Raw genomic sequence first — 15,672 nt, 5'->3', positions numbered from 1 at the left:
TTCCTATTCAACACCTCTAACTAGTAACTTCAACAAAAAACGCGATTCCCTCGAAAGGAAATCACGTTTTCTCAAAACATTATATATTATACCCAGCCTCTGAAGCGACTAGCCTCAGCCATTTTACGAACACCAACCATGTACGCAGCTAAGCGCATGTTAACTTTACGAACTTGTGATGTTTCATAAATTGAATCGAATGATCTTACCATTACTTTTTCTAAACGTTGTTCTACTTCTTCCTCAGTCCAGTAGTAACCTTGGTTATTTTGTACCCACTCAAAGTAAGATACTGTAACGCCACCAGCACTTGCTAATACGTCTGGAACAAGTAAAATACCACGATCTGTTAAGATTTTTGTTGCTTCTAATGTAGTTGGACCATTTGCAGCTTCAACTACAATTTTCGCTTTAATCTTATCAGCATTTTCTTCTGTAATTTGGTTCTCAATTGCAGCTGGCACTAAAATGTCGCAATCAAGTTCTAACAGTTCTTTGTTTGAAATTGTATTATTAAATAGTTTTGTTACGGTACCGAAGCTATCGCGACGATCTAACAAGTAGTCAATATCTAATCCGTTCGGATCATGTAGTGCACCGTAAGCATCTGAAATTGCAATTACTTTCGCGCCTGCATCATGCATAAATTTAGCTAAGAAACTACCCGCATTACCGAATCCTTGAACAACAACGCGTGCACCTTTAATATCAATGTCACGTTTTTTCGCAGCTTCACGAATACAAATTGTTACACCTTTCGCTGTCGCTGTTTCACGTCCGTGTGATCCACCTAATACAAGTGGTTTACCTGTAATAAATCCTGGTGAATTAAATTCATCAATTCGGCTATACTCATCCATCATCCATGCCATAATTTGTGAGTTTGTAAATACGTCTGGAGCTGGAATATCTTTTGTTGGACCAACGATTTGGCTAATTGCTCGTACATAACCACGGCTTAATCTTTCTAACTCACGGAATGACATTTCACGTGGGTCACAGATAATTCCACCTTTACCTCCACCATATGGTAAATCAACAATACCACATTTTAAACTCATCCAGATTGAAAGTGCTTTCACTTCATTTTCTGTTACATTTGGATGGAAGCGAATTCCACCTTTCGTTGGACCAACAGCATCATTATGTTGTGCACGATATCCTGTAAATATTTTAACAGTCCCGTCATCCATACGAACTGGAATCTTCACCGTCATCATACGAACTGGTTCTTTCAATAATTCATATACTTCGTTTGGATAACCCAATTTTTCTAATGCTTCATTAATAACAATTTGTGTTGAATTCAACAATTCAAAATGTTGTTCCCTTTGTTGTTGTGTTTTCGTTTGAGTTCCCTTTTCGGCTACCATAGTAAGTAAACCCCCTGTAATTTCACTTGTTTAGTAAACCTTCATTGCCTAGTATACACCGTTAAATTTGGAATGCAATAGAAAACGCTAACAAATATATACAAACTATTTTACGTTGCAAGCGTTTTCACTATTATTATAGTCCTTTTATTGCTTTTAGAGAAGTAAAATACTTAAATATTTAAATATTTTTTAATTTCATCAAAATATAGTGCGATAAAATAAATATTTAACCAAGAAAAATTAATTAGGTATTTGCAAATAGATCAGCTATTCTTCTTGTCCCCTCAGTTTTCAAAACTTTAGATTTCCCTATTCTTTTCAGGATAAAAATAAAACCTCAAGCTACTTTACATTAGCCGAGGTTTTGTTTTTTCACAAAGTAATTGTATATTTGTTCAACTGCTTGAGAATCCATTAACTCCTTACCATATTCCATGATGCGGTAAATGGTTGCTGTAGATGAATTTCCGTATTCCGCTAAAATAGCTATAAAATCTGCTTTCAGCAATTGAAATTGATCTTCTTCTTCTATCCAAAGATAAAAACGCCCATCCCACGTATACAGCTTTCCGCTAGTTACACCAAGGTTATATAAGCGATTTGACAAATTGATTACATCATCCAATGTAGCAAACTCGTAAAGTATATGCTCACTTTCATCAAGAGTCACTTGCATTTCAATAAACTCGTCACGGAACTCATCTTCTGTGTCCATTTCGTGATTTTCTTTTGTTACAATTACAACCATCCCTTGCGCTTGTAGAGAAAATACTTCAACAGCAATCGGACCATCCGCTTCAAATCCTAATTCTTTATTCGCTTCTTGCATCATATCACGGAATAGCTGCTGTACTTTCGGTGCGTTTCTCCACAAATCTTCTTTCGTTAATCCTCGTTCAGATAAATCATCAAATGTTAGGAAAATTTTTATCTTATTGTAATTTAAACGTTCCAGCCTCATCTCATACCCTCCCTACGTAACCATTGAATCTAATTTTTATTATATGAAATAGAAAATAGATGGTTCTTTCCGAACAACTATTCTGACAATTTTAACCATCCATCCCATTCTTCTTTTGTATTACCAATTAGGACATTTTGAAGATTTAATTGACCTTCAACACCTTTTCTCCCTATAAAACCAACAGAAAGGTTTTTATTTTTTTCCTGCAACAAATCAATGAATCTCACTGCCTTCTCAAGTTCTCGTTCATCATCAAAAGATATAAACAAATATTTAGGTCGTAATTGTTCAATGGCTAGTATAATACCTTCTTCATCTAAACTTGTCCCAATATACATCGCTTGATATCCTTTTAAACGTAAATACGTCGCGAAAATAAATCCTTTTAATATATTATTTTCTAAAACGAAAACTTTGTGTGCGGAAGGATGCAGTGACGCATTATGATAAACCATACCTAGACGTGTTTGCAAGAATGATACTACATATTTGAATTGTGACATTGTAATCTCATTATTATTTTTTAAAACTAACAATTTGTTTGTCACTTGAAGGATGATGCTTGTAATGACTTTTTCTGCTGAATATATACTAAAAGCTTCGTTTAATAATGCAGAAGTTGTAATTTCATCAAATTTTAACAAAGCTTGTAGTATATCGTCCACTAAAACAACTTCTTTATCATAAAGATTTTCTTTTTGAACGTTATTCTGCAACCGATTCCCTTCTAATAACTGAACTGCTTGTCCAATCATCATACCCTCAGAAACTTTGTCCATTAACCATTTCAAAATTTTGATATGCTCTTCTGTATATAGACGATGCCCCGCATGATTCCGCTTTGGAGCAATAATATGATAGCGTCTTTCCCATGCACGAAGTGTGCTCGGCTGAATTCCGAGTATATTTGAAACAGCTTTTATATTATATTTTCCATTTAAAGTTGGCATTGTTTCCCCCTGCATAGCGTAATGATATGTGTTTGGGAAGGTGCCCGAAAACGAAGAGGGAACAAAGTTGTTCCATACCCATTACTAACAAAGAGAGTCGTATTTGAATGCTTATATACGCCCCCCTTTAAATGCTTTTTAGACGGGAACAATCGAATCTGTCCTCCATGTGTATGCCCACTTAGCACGAGCGAAATTCGTTCTTTCCCAGACATTTTTTTTATTATATCAGGGTTGTGACTAATTAAAATGCGCAAACCCTCTTCTTTGCAATCTGCCAACGCTAAATCTAAACGATCCCGTTCTAATCCAACGTCATCTACACCGAGTAAGCAAATCTTCTCACCTGATTCAGATTCAAATACAACTCGTGTATTATCTAAAACCTTCACGTTATTTTCTAGCAATAAAGCATCTAATTCGTGATATTCAATTTCATAATCATTATTTCCCCACACAAAATATACAGGAGCTACTTCTCTTAGTTTTTGAATATTTAAAGAGATTTGCGATAAAGGTACGCCCTTTTCCGCTAAATCGCCGCCAATAATTACGAAATCTACTTTTCCTTTTACTTGTTCAATTAGCGAGTTAGAAATGATCCTTCTATGAATATCCGAAATAAAAAAAACATTAACTTTTTGAAAACTTTCCGGAAATTCTTCGAATACTAGGGTATGTTCCAACACCGTATTACGCATCGCTTCTTTATACATTCCAAGAAGACATACAAAACCAACGCATATGAGAGTACCTAATAATATAATCCATGACATATATTTTTTACTCCCCCTCCTCGTAAAGTATAGTCCATAATTTTTATATCCAGCTATGAATCACTTATTTTACTAGCTCTCTTGTTTCGTGGACTTATCTTTAATAGGAATTTTTAATTCTTGCCCTACTTTCACTTCATCTTCTTGTAAATTATTATATTTTTTAATCACTTCAATCCCAGTTTCATCTGAAAAATATTGCTTCGCTATACTTTCTAACGTTTCTCCCTCTTTCACAGTATGAGTGACTACTTTCTCAGACTGCTTCTTTGATTCAGTCTTAGCTGAATCAAAGAAAATCACTTCAAACGCACTTTTTCCAGCATTATTACTATCACTTTTCACCTGTATATATTTATCTGTATACCATAGAATACCAATAGGTAACAATATGAATAGAAATGTTAACACTCGGACGAAAATGTGATTCATTTTAAATTTTGGTTTTTTTTCTTTATTTCTACGAATTTCACTACGCGGCGGTAAACCTTCATCTTCTTCCACTCGCTCAACTTCTAATTCCTCTTCAAAATCAGGAATTCGTTTTCTCATGTTGTTCACCACCACCTTCCATTTATTTTCTTAATTGAAGCCCCATTATAAAATCAACAAGAAAGTGTGCAAAGATTGTTATAAACAAATTTCCTGTCCACTCAAATACATAACCAAAAACAAAACTAATAAAGCAGACAAAACAAAACAAAAAAGGCTTCGTTATATATCGAATATGTAACACAGCAAAAATGAAACTCGCTATTACAATTCCAAAATGAGTCTGCATTACACCTCTAAATAAAAATTCTTCAGCAAAACCAATAATAAACGTAATGACGAGTAGATGCATGACAGAAATTCCTTGAAACATTCTATCGTTAATACCACCGTCATCAAACCAAGACTCTGGAAACACTCTCATTGCAATATAATCTAATAACACAATACCAATCGCTAACAAACCACCTATTACAAGTATGGAAACAGGTTCCCATTTCCACAAACTATAAACTTCTTTCTTATCTTGAAATAATATATATGCTAGTAAACAACCGATACCAATAATAATTAATTGTGTTATGTAGAGATTCAGTCTTATTTCCCTCGGACTCATATCTTCAACATTATGCCTTTGAATGTTCATCATTCCTCCATCTTTTCTAGGCCGAAAAGCTTTTGTAACTCTGTTTCCCAATTATAGTCGAAAATTGATTGTTGCGCTCGTCTTTTTTTATAATCCGTTTTTGTAATACCACAGTAATCACAACAGTTTTTTAACTCTTGGTCTTTTCTATAACCGAATTGTTGTAATAAATATTCACGTCTACACCCTTGAACTTGTATCCATGACTTCATATTTTCTAGCTGACTATATTTATTACGCAATCTCACTTCCACTTCCGCTATTAATCTGTACATTATTTCATCTGACAAGCTCTCTAGCATAAGATTTCGCTGTTGTATGATTCCAAGATGTTCAAGATGATAGCGGATGAAACGCCAATATTGTTCACTAAATCCTGCTGCATCATAACAAATTCCTTCTACATCTTCTATTGGTAATGCTTTCATTTGAAACATTCTTTCTTGTAGTAACGAAAATAAAAATTGTATTTGCGACTTACTTGGCAATTCATCTTCAATGATTGAAATTGGCAAATCATGATCCATTGGGCTACATAATAAAATGGCTATACTCGGGTCGCCATCTCTTCCAGCTCTTCCGATTTCTTGTAAATAGGAAGCTACATTTGTCGGATAATGAAAATGAATAATATATCTCGTATTCGACTTATTTACTCCCATCCCAAAAGCACTTGTACATATTACAAGCTGCAATTGATCATTCATAAACTGTTGTTGAATTAACATACGCTCTTCGTGTTCCATACCACCATGATAAAAAGCTACACCTGTAACCCCTTTTCCTCTTAAATACTCAGTTAAACGCTCTGTCCATGCCCTACTTGAACAATAAACAATACCCGGTCCTTGTAAGTACATTACATGCTCAAAAAGCGCCTCTTTTTTTTCTTCTATCGTCTCCACAAATTGTACTTCCATCGCAATATTTGGACGATCAATTGAGTATACATGCTCAGCGACATTTTTTAGACTTAAACTCTCCGCTATATCTCGTAGTACATCCTTTGTCGCGGTCGCCGTTAATGCTAGTACCGCTGGAGATCCGATACTCTCAATTACTTGATCTAACTTTTTATAATCCGTCCGAAAATCATAGCCCCATTGTGAAATACAATGAGCCTCATCTACGACAAACAATGAAATATGAATTCCCTTCAATTCTCTTATTAACAATTCCGACTGCAACATCTCTGGTGATACAAAAATAAATTTATAAAAAGCTAGCTTTTTCATAGCCTCTCTTTTTTCACTTAACGTCCGAAAACTATTAAATGCAATAACTCGATTTTTCACAACATGCTTTAATTGCATAACTTGGTCTTCCATTAAAGATAATAATGGTGATACAACAAGCACCGTTCCCTCTTGCATAAGCCCCGGAAGTTGATAGCACATGGACTTCCCCCTTCCAGTCGGAAGCATTGCTATAACATCTTTTCCTTCCAATAGGTCCGTAATAACTTCCTTTTGTCCCGGACGAAATTCAGAATATCCAAACCACTTATATAAATATTCCTCAAGCTTCATTTATACCCTCCATCCGTGCCAATACAAGACGGACTTCAAAATAAGAGATTTCCTCCCCAACCGCTTGCTTCAACACACGCAATTTACGTGTTTGTAATGCTTCAATTACTTTTGTTACTTTTTCTATTTTGTCTTTTCCCATAAACATCTCAATAGAAAATTCTTTTTCTCGTAAAGCAATTTCTACAAAATGATCTTCTATTGTTGCAACCTTCAAATTCCTAATTGTTGCTATTTCTTCTAAAGAACGCCCTTGTCTCCAAAGATTGTATGTTCTTTTCGTCGACAAGCTAAACAAATCAGCTCTCTCATTTGGATAAGATATAATTTCAGCTAATAATGGAAACTCATTTTCTTTATTGCGAACTTCTTGAATAAAGAAGTGAATTGTACCCCAAAATAAAAAATGCACTCGAAATACATCTTGTTTCGTAATTTCCGCTAATTGTTGTACAGTACAACCAATACGTTCATAGCCAGTTAAACGATATGTTACAATTGTCGCCTCTACTGGATTACTTTTTTCTAAAAGACCATGTATTTCCTTCCACAATCTTTTAGCCAATTCACTCCTCACATATGGAATTCCAGTGAGAAAACGTTTCACCCACATCATTATTTCTGTATCTTGTTGAATTGGAATAAATTTCGTATTCGCCTGTTGTAAATTCGAAATAGTTTGGACAATTAATGATAATCTCTTCCAAAACGTTGCACCTAATTCACCATAGTGTAAACCATGTAAATACGTCGGAAAAGCAAATACATCTTCCCATTTGTTTAATTGTATTTTACCAGTAGTCGTTAACACGTATGTATTTTCATGTATAGCTTGAACCAACTCCGCTTGTAACAACTTTGAAACTTCTCGATCATAATCAGCTCTATCTAATGATTTATATATCCCAAACAAAAAAGAAATTCGGAACATATTACCATCTTGTAATGTTTGCGAAGATCGCTTTCCTTTTAATAAATAATAAATAGAAGAAACGGTTCTTTCACCATTCAATTGTTTTAAACAATATAATAAAGTGTATTGTAGCTGCATTACCGCTTCCACCCTTCAATATTAACTTAATTTCTTTTTCAGTATGATTACACGTTTACCGTTACTAATTAAACTTATCATATTCGCGCTCTATACTTGTATATATTCTATTGTATCAAACGTAGTAACATTTAAGTATTTTGAAAATCTTATGAAATAATTCAAAAATAAGTTGACACTCTAATTGATAAGCATTATCATTATAATTTTATGTTGAAAAGTTTTAAAAACCGTTTTACAATAAGGTTATAATTTTTATGGCGAACTTTTCACATACATATTATCAGGAGGGAAAAAAGATGGCAAAATATACAATCGTTGATAAAGATACTTGTATTGCATGCGGTGCTTGCGGAGCTGCTGCACCAGACATTTATGACTATGATGATGAAGGTATTGCATTTGTAACATTAGATGATAACCAAGGTATCGTTGAAATTCCAGATGTATTAGTTGAAGATATGATGGATGCATTCGAAGGCTGTCCAACTGACTCAATTAAAGTTGCTGACGAATCATTTGATGGCGACGCTTTAAAATTCGAATAGTCTTTTATTAACTTCAAAAGATCCCCCTCCTAAATATGAGGGGGATTTTTTGTTCACTCTTTCATTTCCCTTAACAAAAAACCATCAGCAGTAATACTGCCGATGGCTTAATATTTTCAAGCGTTTTTCATCTTTGCAAATACCCATACTTTCAGGCGTGAAAATAACGCTACAAATACAATCGTCACAACAATTCCTTTAATTATATTAAACGGTAATATAGCCGTTATAATAGTTTGCCGCATAACATCACTAGACATAGCTGGTGAATTTAAAAACCAAGTGTACGCTGGTAAAATAATGAAGTAGTTTAACACACTCATAATAACCGTCATAGTAATTGTTCCTAACATTAATCCTGTAGTTAAACTTTTTACTGAACGATACTTTCGGAATAAGAATGCTGCCGGACCTATAAATAAACATCCCGCTATAAAGTTCGCTATTTCTCCAACTGGCACTCCCGTTAAACTCCCTTGAATTCCATAGTATAAAACATTTTTAATGGCTTCTACAATTACTCCTGCAATCGGACCAAAAATAATCGCTGCAATTAGAGCTGGTACATCACTAAAATCAATTTTTAAAAATGGCGGAAGCCCTGGGAATGGGAAGTCCAACATCATCAGTAAATATGCAATACTACTTAGCATCGCCACACTCACCATCTGCACTACACTGTTTTTTTGTTTCATCTTTCTCTCTCCTTTTCCATCGATCTTCTCATGGAAAGTGGAAAGGTTCTGCTATGCCTATTTTTTCATAGAACGAAAAAACCCCTTGTGATTTACACAAAGGGAGAATTTTAAGGCACATCAAACAGACGTTCAAATACTTATCTTTTTTGAACGCTTGAACCTCCATCTTCTCCCATCCAGACTATACTGTCGGCTTTGGAATCACACCAAATCCTGCCTTAACGGCTCGCGGGCTTAGAACGACATCATTAACTGTTCATCACCGCCGGTCGGGATTTTCACCCTGCCCCGAAGATAGACCGATATTCTATTTTCTCCTTCATTATACAACAACATGATCGTATTGTGAACTAAAAAATCGTAACTTATTATAAATAAGTTATCTACTTTAAGTATATGTAATGGACTGAAAAATATTTTACAATACAACCCATATTTTTTATAATTCGGTATTTCTCTTATGAATCCCCTAGTCATATATAGTTAAAAGTGATAAGATGTTGAATTGTTAAGATAAGAACATTTTCTGAATTATGGAGGAAATGTCATGAAGAAAGAGAAAAGACACTCTATTCGAGAAGCAATGAAAAAAAACTTAAGAAAAGAATACTTTTACTTAAAAAAGGAATTGCTTTTCTACTGTCCAATTGATTTAGGCACATTCTCAAGTGAGACATACTACGCTACTTTTGATCAAGATGGCATAAGTATTTATCAGTATGATAAAAAAACAGAAAGTAAATTAAAATTGTGTGAGCGTCATCCATGGAAAAGTTGGAATAAAGTGAAAGTTGATCACTATTTGACAACTTCTCAATTTATTTTCCAAGGTGAGCGAAATTGGATTTTATCCCTTTTCCAAAAAGGAAAAGAAGCTCAAAAAATAATTGAGGAACATACATCTTTACAAACAGAAGTTGTTTCCCGTTCTTTTTTCAAAAAACTTCCTGGTTTCCGTTCTAATACACCATTGAATAAATACATTGGCAGCATTTGTTACACTGCACTTATTGCATTTTTATTAAAATGGATGATCCCATTTCAAGCACCACAAATCGCCCTGTATTCTATTTCAATTGGCTTTATGCTTCTTGGCTTACTTTGTCTTACAATCGGTTTAATCGAACCAACTATTGTACTGTTTCGGACAAAAGAAAAAACAAGAACAAAAGTCTTTTACTTATATAGCTACTTAGCTATTTCTGGATTTATATGTGTCTTTATTTTTTGGTAAAAAAAGAGCTAGTTTGACTAGCTCTTTTTTTAATCAACGTATAATTGTTGATTCGGATAGATTCGCTCTTGTTGCAATCCATTTCTCACTTTAATTTCATCAACTGTCATACTAAATTTCCGAGCAATGCTGACTAAAGTATCACCTTTTTGTACGACATATAATGATGATGACACGACTTGATTTTTTTGTTCATTTAAAACAAGCAACGGATTCATCGCATTCCTTTTCTCCATCGTCCATCTTCCTTGATGCACTTCTAAATGTAAATGCGCGCCTCGCGATTCTCCTGTATTACCGACCTCTCCAATTAGCTCTCCTTTTGAAATATTATCCCCTTGAACTACATATCTCTTATTTAAATGCGCATAAACAGCCTCGTATTCTCCATGTTTAATAAACACAACATTCCCATAACTACTTGAAAAATAAGACCTCGTCACCTTACCATTTTGAATAGCCGCAACAGGTGTTCCAATAGGCGCAGCTATATCAATACCATAGTGCTTCCCATGCCTTGTCCCAAAATAATCACTTATCTGCCCCTCAACAGGCCATATCCACTGATTTTCTTCAGCGTAAACATGTAATTGAGATAAAAATAATATACTCAATAGCATCACGCTACATTTTAACGCTTTCATATACATCCTCCGTTTTCTAATAACCATCATACCTTCTCTATTGTGGTATATTACAGAAAAAAGTATACAAAAAAGAAAGTGAATTACTCCACTTCCTTTTCTTCTTTATCACGAAAAACAATTGCACTGCGGTTATATTCCACATCTTTCACTTGTAAACGAGCATTTATTACTCTAGCAATCGCAAAGAAATAGTCAGATAACCTATTTACATACTTAAGGACAATTTCATTTATTTCTCCTTCTTTTTGCAATGACACGATGCAGCGTTCCGCCCTTCTTATAACTGTACGTGCAATATGGATAGTAGCCGAAGCCTCGCTACCCCCTGGTAAAATAAAACGCTCTAACGTCGGTGCTTCTTCTATATACGAATCAATCCTTCTTTCTAAATACTCGACCATTTCTACCGTTACTTTATAAGGAATTTTTTGCTCAACTACCGCTAAATCTCCTCCACAATCAAATAGTTCATGTTGAATATTTTCAAGTTCATTATAAATGTCACGAAAGCGTTCTTCTTGCAACTTAGTCATCGCATATCCGATATGAGAATTCGCCTCATCAATTGTGCCATAGGCTTCTACACGTATATGATCTTTATCCACTCGACCACCTATTACACTTGTTTTTCCTTGATCTCCTGTTTTTGTATATAGTTTCATTTCATTACGACACCCCTCTTATTATTTTCCGTTCTAATCAATATAGAAAAAGCTCTACTATTCTTTATTTAATTGAACTTACAAAAAAATAAAAAACAGTAGAACTTTTATTAATCATCATCCTTAAAGAACATGTATATCTAAATTAAACGATTCGGTAAATATACAGAGAATGTAGTTCCTTCTCCAACAACACTCGATACAGAAATTTTACCATCATGGCCTTGAACAATATTTTTAGCAATCGCAAGCCCTAATCCAGTTCCAACCTTTTTCCCGCGCGTTCTCGCTTTATCAGCTTTATAGAATCGATCGAACAAGAATGGAATATCTTCTTCTGGAATACCAGCACCTGAATCTTGCACTTCGAAAGTAAGGCCATTATTTTTCGTATCAATTACAAGTGCAACATGCCCACCTGCATTCGTATGACGGATTGCATTATCAATTAAATTCGTCAACACTTGTTCCATACGGTCTGCATCAAACGGGTATTGTTCAATTGGACTTTGGAAATCAACTGTTAATTGGACTTCTTTATCCTTTGCAATCCCTTGGAATTTACGGCCAATTTTTTCGACAAATGGATGAATATCTACTTCACCTATATGTAACTCTACATGACCACTTTCCATACGGGCTAAATCTAATAACTCATTTACAAGTTTACCTAAACGAACAGATTCATCATAAATAATTTGGACAAACTCATTAATTTCTTCTTTCGTTTGCACAATATCATCTAAAATTGCTTCACTATACCCTTGAAGCATTACCATCGGTGTACGAAGTTCATGTGAAACATTCGCAATAAAGTCTTGACGCATCTTCTCAAGACGACGTTCTTCCGTCATATCTCGCAGTACCGCCACAGCTCCACGAATTTTCGTTTGGTTGTAAAGTGGTGTCATAAGAACTACGTAGTTACCTTTTTGCAAATTAATTTCAACAACTTGCTGTTGTTCGCTTTCTACAACAAGATGGAATAATTCAACAAATTCAGAAGGCAATTTTTTACTCAATTCTAATTCTTTTTCTTCTTGCCAAACTTGTAAGAAATGTTCTGCCGGTGGGTTGATAACAACGACTTCACCTTCTTGATTTAACGTAATAACACCATCAGCCATACTACTCAAAATGCTAGTTAACTGCTCTTTTTCTTGTTGCAATGCATTCATATTAAACTTCAACTGCTTTCCCATTTGATTTAAAGCAGTTGCAAGCTCACCAATTTCGTCCTGAGACACCATAGGAGCTTTCGTATCAAATTTCCCGCGCGCCACCTCAAAAGCAACCTCACGCATTTTACGGAGCGGTGCTGTAATTCGAGTAGATAAGAAAAATGCAAAGAAAGTTGTTAAAATAATCGCAATCCCGGCTGATAAGAAAATAAAATCAGTTGTTCTCTCCATCCCTTGTATTGGAACCTGTAAAGATTCATATACAAACACAGCACTTTGATTTTTTGACTGCACTGGTTTCCCGACGATCATAATATCATTTTCAGTGTTTTTATTCTTTCTACTATTAGAATCTTTTTTAATGTTATTTTTAATTTCTTTTTTTTCTGTAAAAACAGCTGCTAATTCTTTATCTTCTTTTAGATTATCTATCGTTAGAGTAACTAACCCTTCTTGTTTCGGAGAAGAAGAAATCTCCTTACCATCTTCTACAATAATGATTCTTGAAAGTGGATCAGAGAATTTGTACGCGATATTTTCAATCGTTTTTACATCGGCACCTTCTTCAATTAACTCTGTGACACTTGTTGCAACTTTCTGAAGCCTAGCTTCACTCATATCAACATAATACGTTCTAAAAAACTGCGAAAGTAAAATAGCAACAAATCCAAGAACAAACGAAACGAGAAGTAATATGGTCATCCATAACTTCCCTACTACACTTCTCCAAAGCATCAGTCGTTCACAACCTCAAACTTGTAACCTACGCCCCAAACCGTAACAATCATTTTCGCTGCATCTGGTGATTTTTTACTTAACTTCTCACGTAAACGCTTTACATGTGTATCAACTGTACGTAAATCTCCGAAGAATTCATATTGCCATACTTCTTTTAGCAATTGCTCACGATCGAATACCTTATCAGGGGCTTTCGCTAAGAATAATAGTAATTCATATTCTTTCGGTGTTAAGTTTACTTCATTACCATCCGCTGTAACGCGATGTGCATCATTATCAATTGTTAAATGTGGGAACACAGTAACATCTTTCGTCGTTGTATCTTGTGTAAAGAATGTTGTTGGTACAGCACGTCGTAATACCGCTTTCACACGAAGCACTACTTCACGCGGGCTAAACGGCTTTACAATATAATCATCTGTTCCAACTTCAAATCCTTGTACCCTATTTACTTCCTCACCTTTTGCTGTCAGCATAATAATTGGCGTTGCTTTCTTCTCACGAATTCCTTTACACACTTCAATACCATCTTTGCCAGGCATCATAATGTCTAATAGGATTAGATCATAATCATTTTGTAACGCCATTTCTAAAGCTGTATCACCATTATCTGCTTCTTCAATTGTGTATTGTTCTCTTTCTAAATACATTTTCAATAAACGACGAATACGATCCTCATCGTCTACAATTAAAATTCTTGATTCATTTTCCATTTCTACCCGTTACGTATTTTAACGCAACGGTTTACACCTACCCTTCTACAATATGATGCTGCACCTATTCTCGTTTAACAAAGCATATCTTTAAACGTTCCACTTTCCATATTATACTTCACAAGAATAATAAATTTTGTTCATTTTTTTTCCAAAACTATGTATTTTTTTTGAACAGTATATTTGGTCCTCGACATCATTTTACAAAATCAACCGCTACTTTGTCATGTTTTTCTCAAAAAAGAAGAAAAGTTGACAAAAATAAAATAGGAAAGTGACATGCACTCTCCTATTTTATTTCTCTATGCATATGAATGTAAACCCGCGATAATTAAGTTTACTACAATAAAGTTAAACATAATGATTGCAAAACCAATTACTGCAAGCCAAGCGGATTTCTCTCCATGCCACCCTTTAGATAAACGTAAATGTAATACCGCAGCATAAAAGAGCCAAGTAATAAGCGCCCAAACTTCTTTTGGATCCCAGCCCCAAAAGCGCGTCCACGCTATTTGAGCCCAGATCATTGCAAAGATTAATGCCCCTAATGTAAACACCGGGAATCCAATTGCAATAGATCGATACCCAATTTCATCTAACAAATCACTATTCGTATTCTTTACTAACGGCTGCAGTGCTGCTGATACTCGTTTGCGCAAAACAAGTCTTAATACAATATAAAGTAGTGTTCCGACTATTACTGACCAAATAACAGTATTTAATTTTTTCGCATTTACAAACGCTGGAACCTCCACTGTTGGCTCTAACTTATTTTCTGTCATTAACTTCCCTTCATGTGGTCCCACTAAAGCTGGAAGGTTATACTTCATCTCAACTTGTTGTTCATTTTTATCAATCCATTGAAACTTCGCTTCGTATTTCATACTAGAGAACACCGTTGTTACTGCAATAAATCCAACAGTACAAACAAGTGTGAAAACTACCGTTTCTAACCAAAATGTACGTTTACTTCTCGTTGATTGATCTACATTTTTCAATAAATACATTACGCCCGTAATAAAACTAATTGCTAAGATCGCTTGTCCTGCTGCTGCAGTCGTCACGTGAATATGTAACCAATTACTTTTTAAAGATGGAATAAGCGGGGATATCTCCCTCGGGAACATACTTGCATAGGCAATTAATAAAAGCGCAACCGGTAATGCAAATAGTCCGATTATACTTACGCGGTACATAAAATACATCACAATAAATGCTCCGACAAGCATCATACCGAAAAATGTACCAAACTCAAAAAAGTTACTAACTGGCGCATGCCCTGATGCAATCCACCTTGTAACAAAATATACTGTTTGTGCAATAAACCCTAATATTGTTATAGTTATACCTACATTTGCCCACCTATGACCTTTTTCTTTGATTGCTCCGCCAAAAAATAGAGTTGCAATTAAATATAAGATGAAAGCGGCAAACAGAAAATTACTACTTATTTGCACCATATCGTTT

At 34.8% G+C, this 15,672-nt stretch carries 16 protein-coding genes and 1 riboswitch; of the genes, 2 read left to right on the top strand and 14 right to left on the bottom strand.

Translation table 11 applies throughout. The features are described 5' to 3' along the window. Positions 1-86 precede the first annotated feature (86 nt). From gudB to MR109_RS08565, 8 genes are all read right to left on the bottom strand, one after another. Positions 87-1,373 (bottom strand): NAD-specific glutamate dehydrogenase, encoded by a 1,287-nt coding sequence (gudB, locus tag MR109_RS08600; RefSeq protein ID WP_002171137.1) that lies wholly within the window; start codon positions 1,371-1,373, stop codon positions 87-89. Positions 1,374-1,728: 355 nt separating this feature from the next. Then, on the bottom strand, positions 1,729-2,337 hold the full coding sequence (locus MR109_RS08595; protein WP_098472963.1) for a genetic competence negative regulator: 609 nt from the start codon (positions 2,335-2,337) through the stop codon (positions 1,729-1,731). Between the two features lie 77 nt (positions 2,338-2,414). After that, positions 2,415-3,290 (bottom strand): MerR family transcriptional regulator, encoded by an 876-nt coding sequence (locus MR109_RS08590; RefSeq protein ID WP_242271769.1) that lies wholly within the window; start codon positions 3,288-3,290, stop codon positions 2,415-2,417. Next, entirely contained in the window at positions 3,278-4,066 is a 789-nt protein-coding gene (locus MR109_RS08585; protein ID WP_242271768.1) for a metallophosphoesterase, read from the bottom strand. Before MR109_RS08585 ends, MR109_RS08590 begins: the two co-directional genes overlap by 13 nt. A 72-nt stretch (positions 4,067-4,138) precedes the next feature. Beyond that, positions 4,139-4,618, bottom strand: a complete 480-nt coding sequence (locus MR109_RS08580) for a LysM peptidoglycan-binding domain-containing protein (RefSeq protein WP_048370456.1) — start codon at positions 4,616-4,618, stop codon at positions 4,139-4,141. A gap of 22 nt (positions 4,619-4,640) precedes the next feature. Then, entirely contained in the window at positions 4,641-5,204 is a 564-nt protein-coding gene (locus MR109_RS08575) for a CPBP family intramembrane glutamic endopeptidase (RefSeq protein ID WP_242271766.1), read from the bottom strand. Next, complete coding sequence (locus tag MR109_RS08570) at positions 5,204-6,733, bottom strand: RecQ family ATP-dependent DNA helicase (protein ID WP_098472959.1); 1,530 nt, start codon at positions 6,731-6,733, stop codon at positions 5,204-5,206. The genes MR109_RS08575 and MR109_RS08570 overlap by 1 nt, the downstream gene beginning before the upstream one ends. Then, positions 6,723-7,784, bottom strand: a complete 1,062-nt coding sequence (locus tag MR109_RS08565; protein ID WP_002171130.1) for a YpbB family protein — start codon at positions 7,782-7,784, stop codon at positions 6,723-6,725. Before MR109_RS08565 ends, MR109_RS08570 begins: the two co-directional genes overlap by 11 nt. Positions 7,785-8,083: 299 nt before the next feature. Between MR109_RS08565 and MR109_RS08560 the strand changes: the two genes are divergently transcribed. Then, on the top strand, positions 8,084-8,332 hold the full coding sequence (locus MR109_RS08560; protein WP_002171129.1) for a ferredoxin: 249 nt from the start codon (positions 8,084-8,086) through the stop codon (positions 8,330-8,332). A 116-nt stretch (positions 8,333-8,448) separates the two neighbouring features. Here MR109_RS08560 and MR109_RS08555 read toward each other — a convergent pair whose 3' ends face one another. Next, positions 8,449-9,027 carry an ECF transporter S component gene (locus MR109_RS08555; protein WP_002171128.1) on the bottom strand — a complete coding sequence of 193 codons (579 nt, stop codon included), beginning with the start codon at positions 9,025-9,027 and terminating at the stop codon, positions 8,449-8,451. A gap of 163 nt (positions 9,028-9,190) precedes the next feature. Next, a riboswitch (FMN riboswitch) is annotated at positions 9,191-9,330 on the bottom strand. Positions 9,331-9,577: 247 nt separating this feature from the next. Here MR109_RS08555 and MR109_RS08550 point away from each other — a divergent pair. Then, the gene (locus MR109_RS08550; protein ID WP_002171127.1) at positions 9,578-10,264 is read left to right on the top strand and encodes a hypothetical protein; all 687 of its coding nucleotides are present in this window, start codon (positions 9,578-9,580) and stop codon (positions 10,262-10,264) included. Positions 10,265-10,293: 29 nt separating this feature from the next. On the opposite strand, the gene MR109_RS08545 is transcribed toward MR109_RS08550, so the two are convergent. The 5 genes from MR109_RS08545 to resC form a co-directional block, all read right to left on the bottom strand. Then, positions 10,294-10,908, bottom strand: a complete 615-nt coding sequence (locus tag MR109_RS08545) for a peptidoglycan DD-metalloendopeptidase family protein (RefSeq protein ID WP_071721177.1) — start codon at positions 10,906-10,908, stop codon at positions 10,294-10,296. A gap of 83 nt (positions 10,909-10,991) precedes the next feature. After that, positions 10,992-11,573 (bottom strand): cob(I)yrinic acid a,c-diamide adenosyltransferase, encoded by a 582-nt coding sequence (locus MR109_RS08540; RefSeq protein WP_025147254.1) that lies wholly within the window; start codon positions 11,571-11,573, stop codon positions 10,992-10,994. 140 nt (positions 11,574-11,713) lie between these two features. After that, positions 11,714-13,489 carry a sensor histidine kinase ResE gene (resE, locus tag MR109_RS08535; RefSeq protein WP_242271763.1) on the bottom strand — a complete coding sequence of 592 codons (1,776 nt, stop codon included), beginning with the start codon at positions 13,487-13,489 and terminating at the stop codon, positions 11,714-11,716. Beyond that, positions 13,489-14,205, bottom strand: a complete 717-nt coding sequence (resD, locus tag MR109_RS08530; protein ID WP_002171123.1) for a DNA-binding response regulator ResD — start codon at positions 14,203-14,205, stop codon at positions 13,489-13,491. The genes resE and resD overlap by 1 nt, the downstream gene beginning before the upstream one ends. Positions 14,206-14,507: 302 nt before the next feature. Further along, on the bottom strand, positions 14,508-15,665 hold the full coding sequence (gene resC / locus MR109_RS08525; RefSeq protein ID WP_071721179.1) for a cytochrome c biogenesis protein ResC: 1,158 nt from the start codon (positions 15,663-15,665) through the stop codon (positions 14,508-14,510). Between the last annotated feature and the right edge of the window lie 7 nt (positions 15,666-15,672).

The sequence above is a fragment of the Bacillus cereus group sp. BfR-BA-01310 genome, assembly GCF_022664325.1.
GTDB classification, from domain to species: Bacteria; Bacillota; Bacilli; order Bacillales; family Bacillaceae_G; genus Bacillus_A; species Bacillus_A paramycoides.
This window is presented reverse-complemented; position numbering and strand designations above follow the sequence as displayed.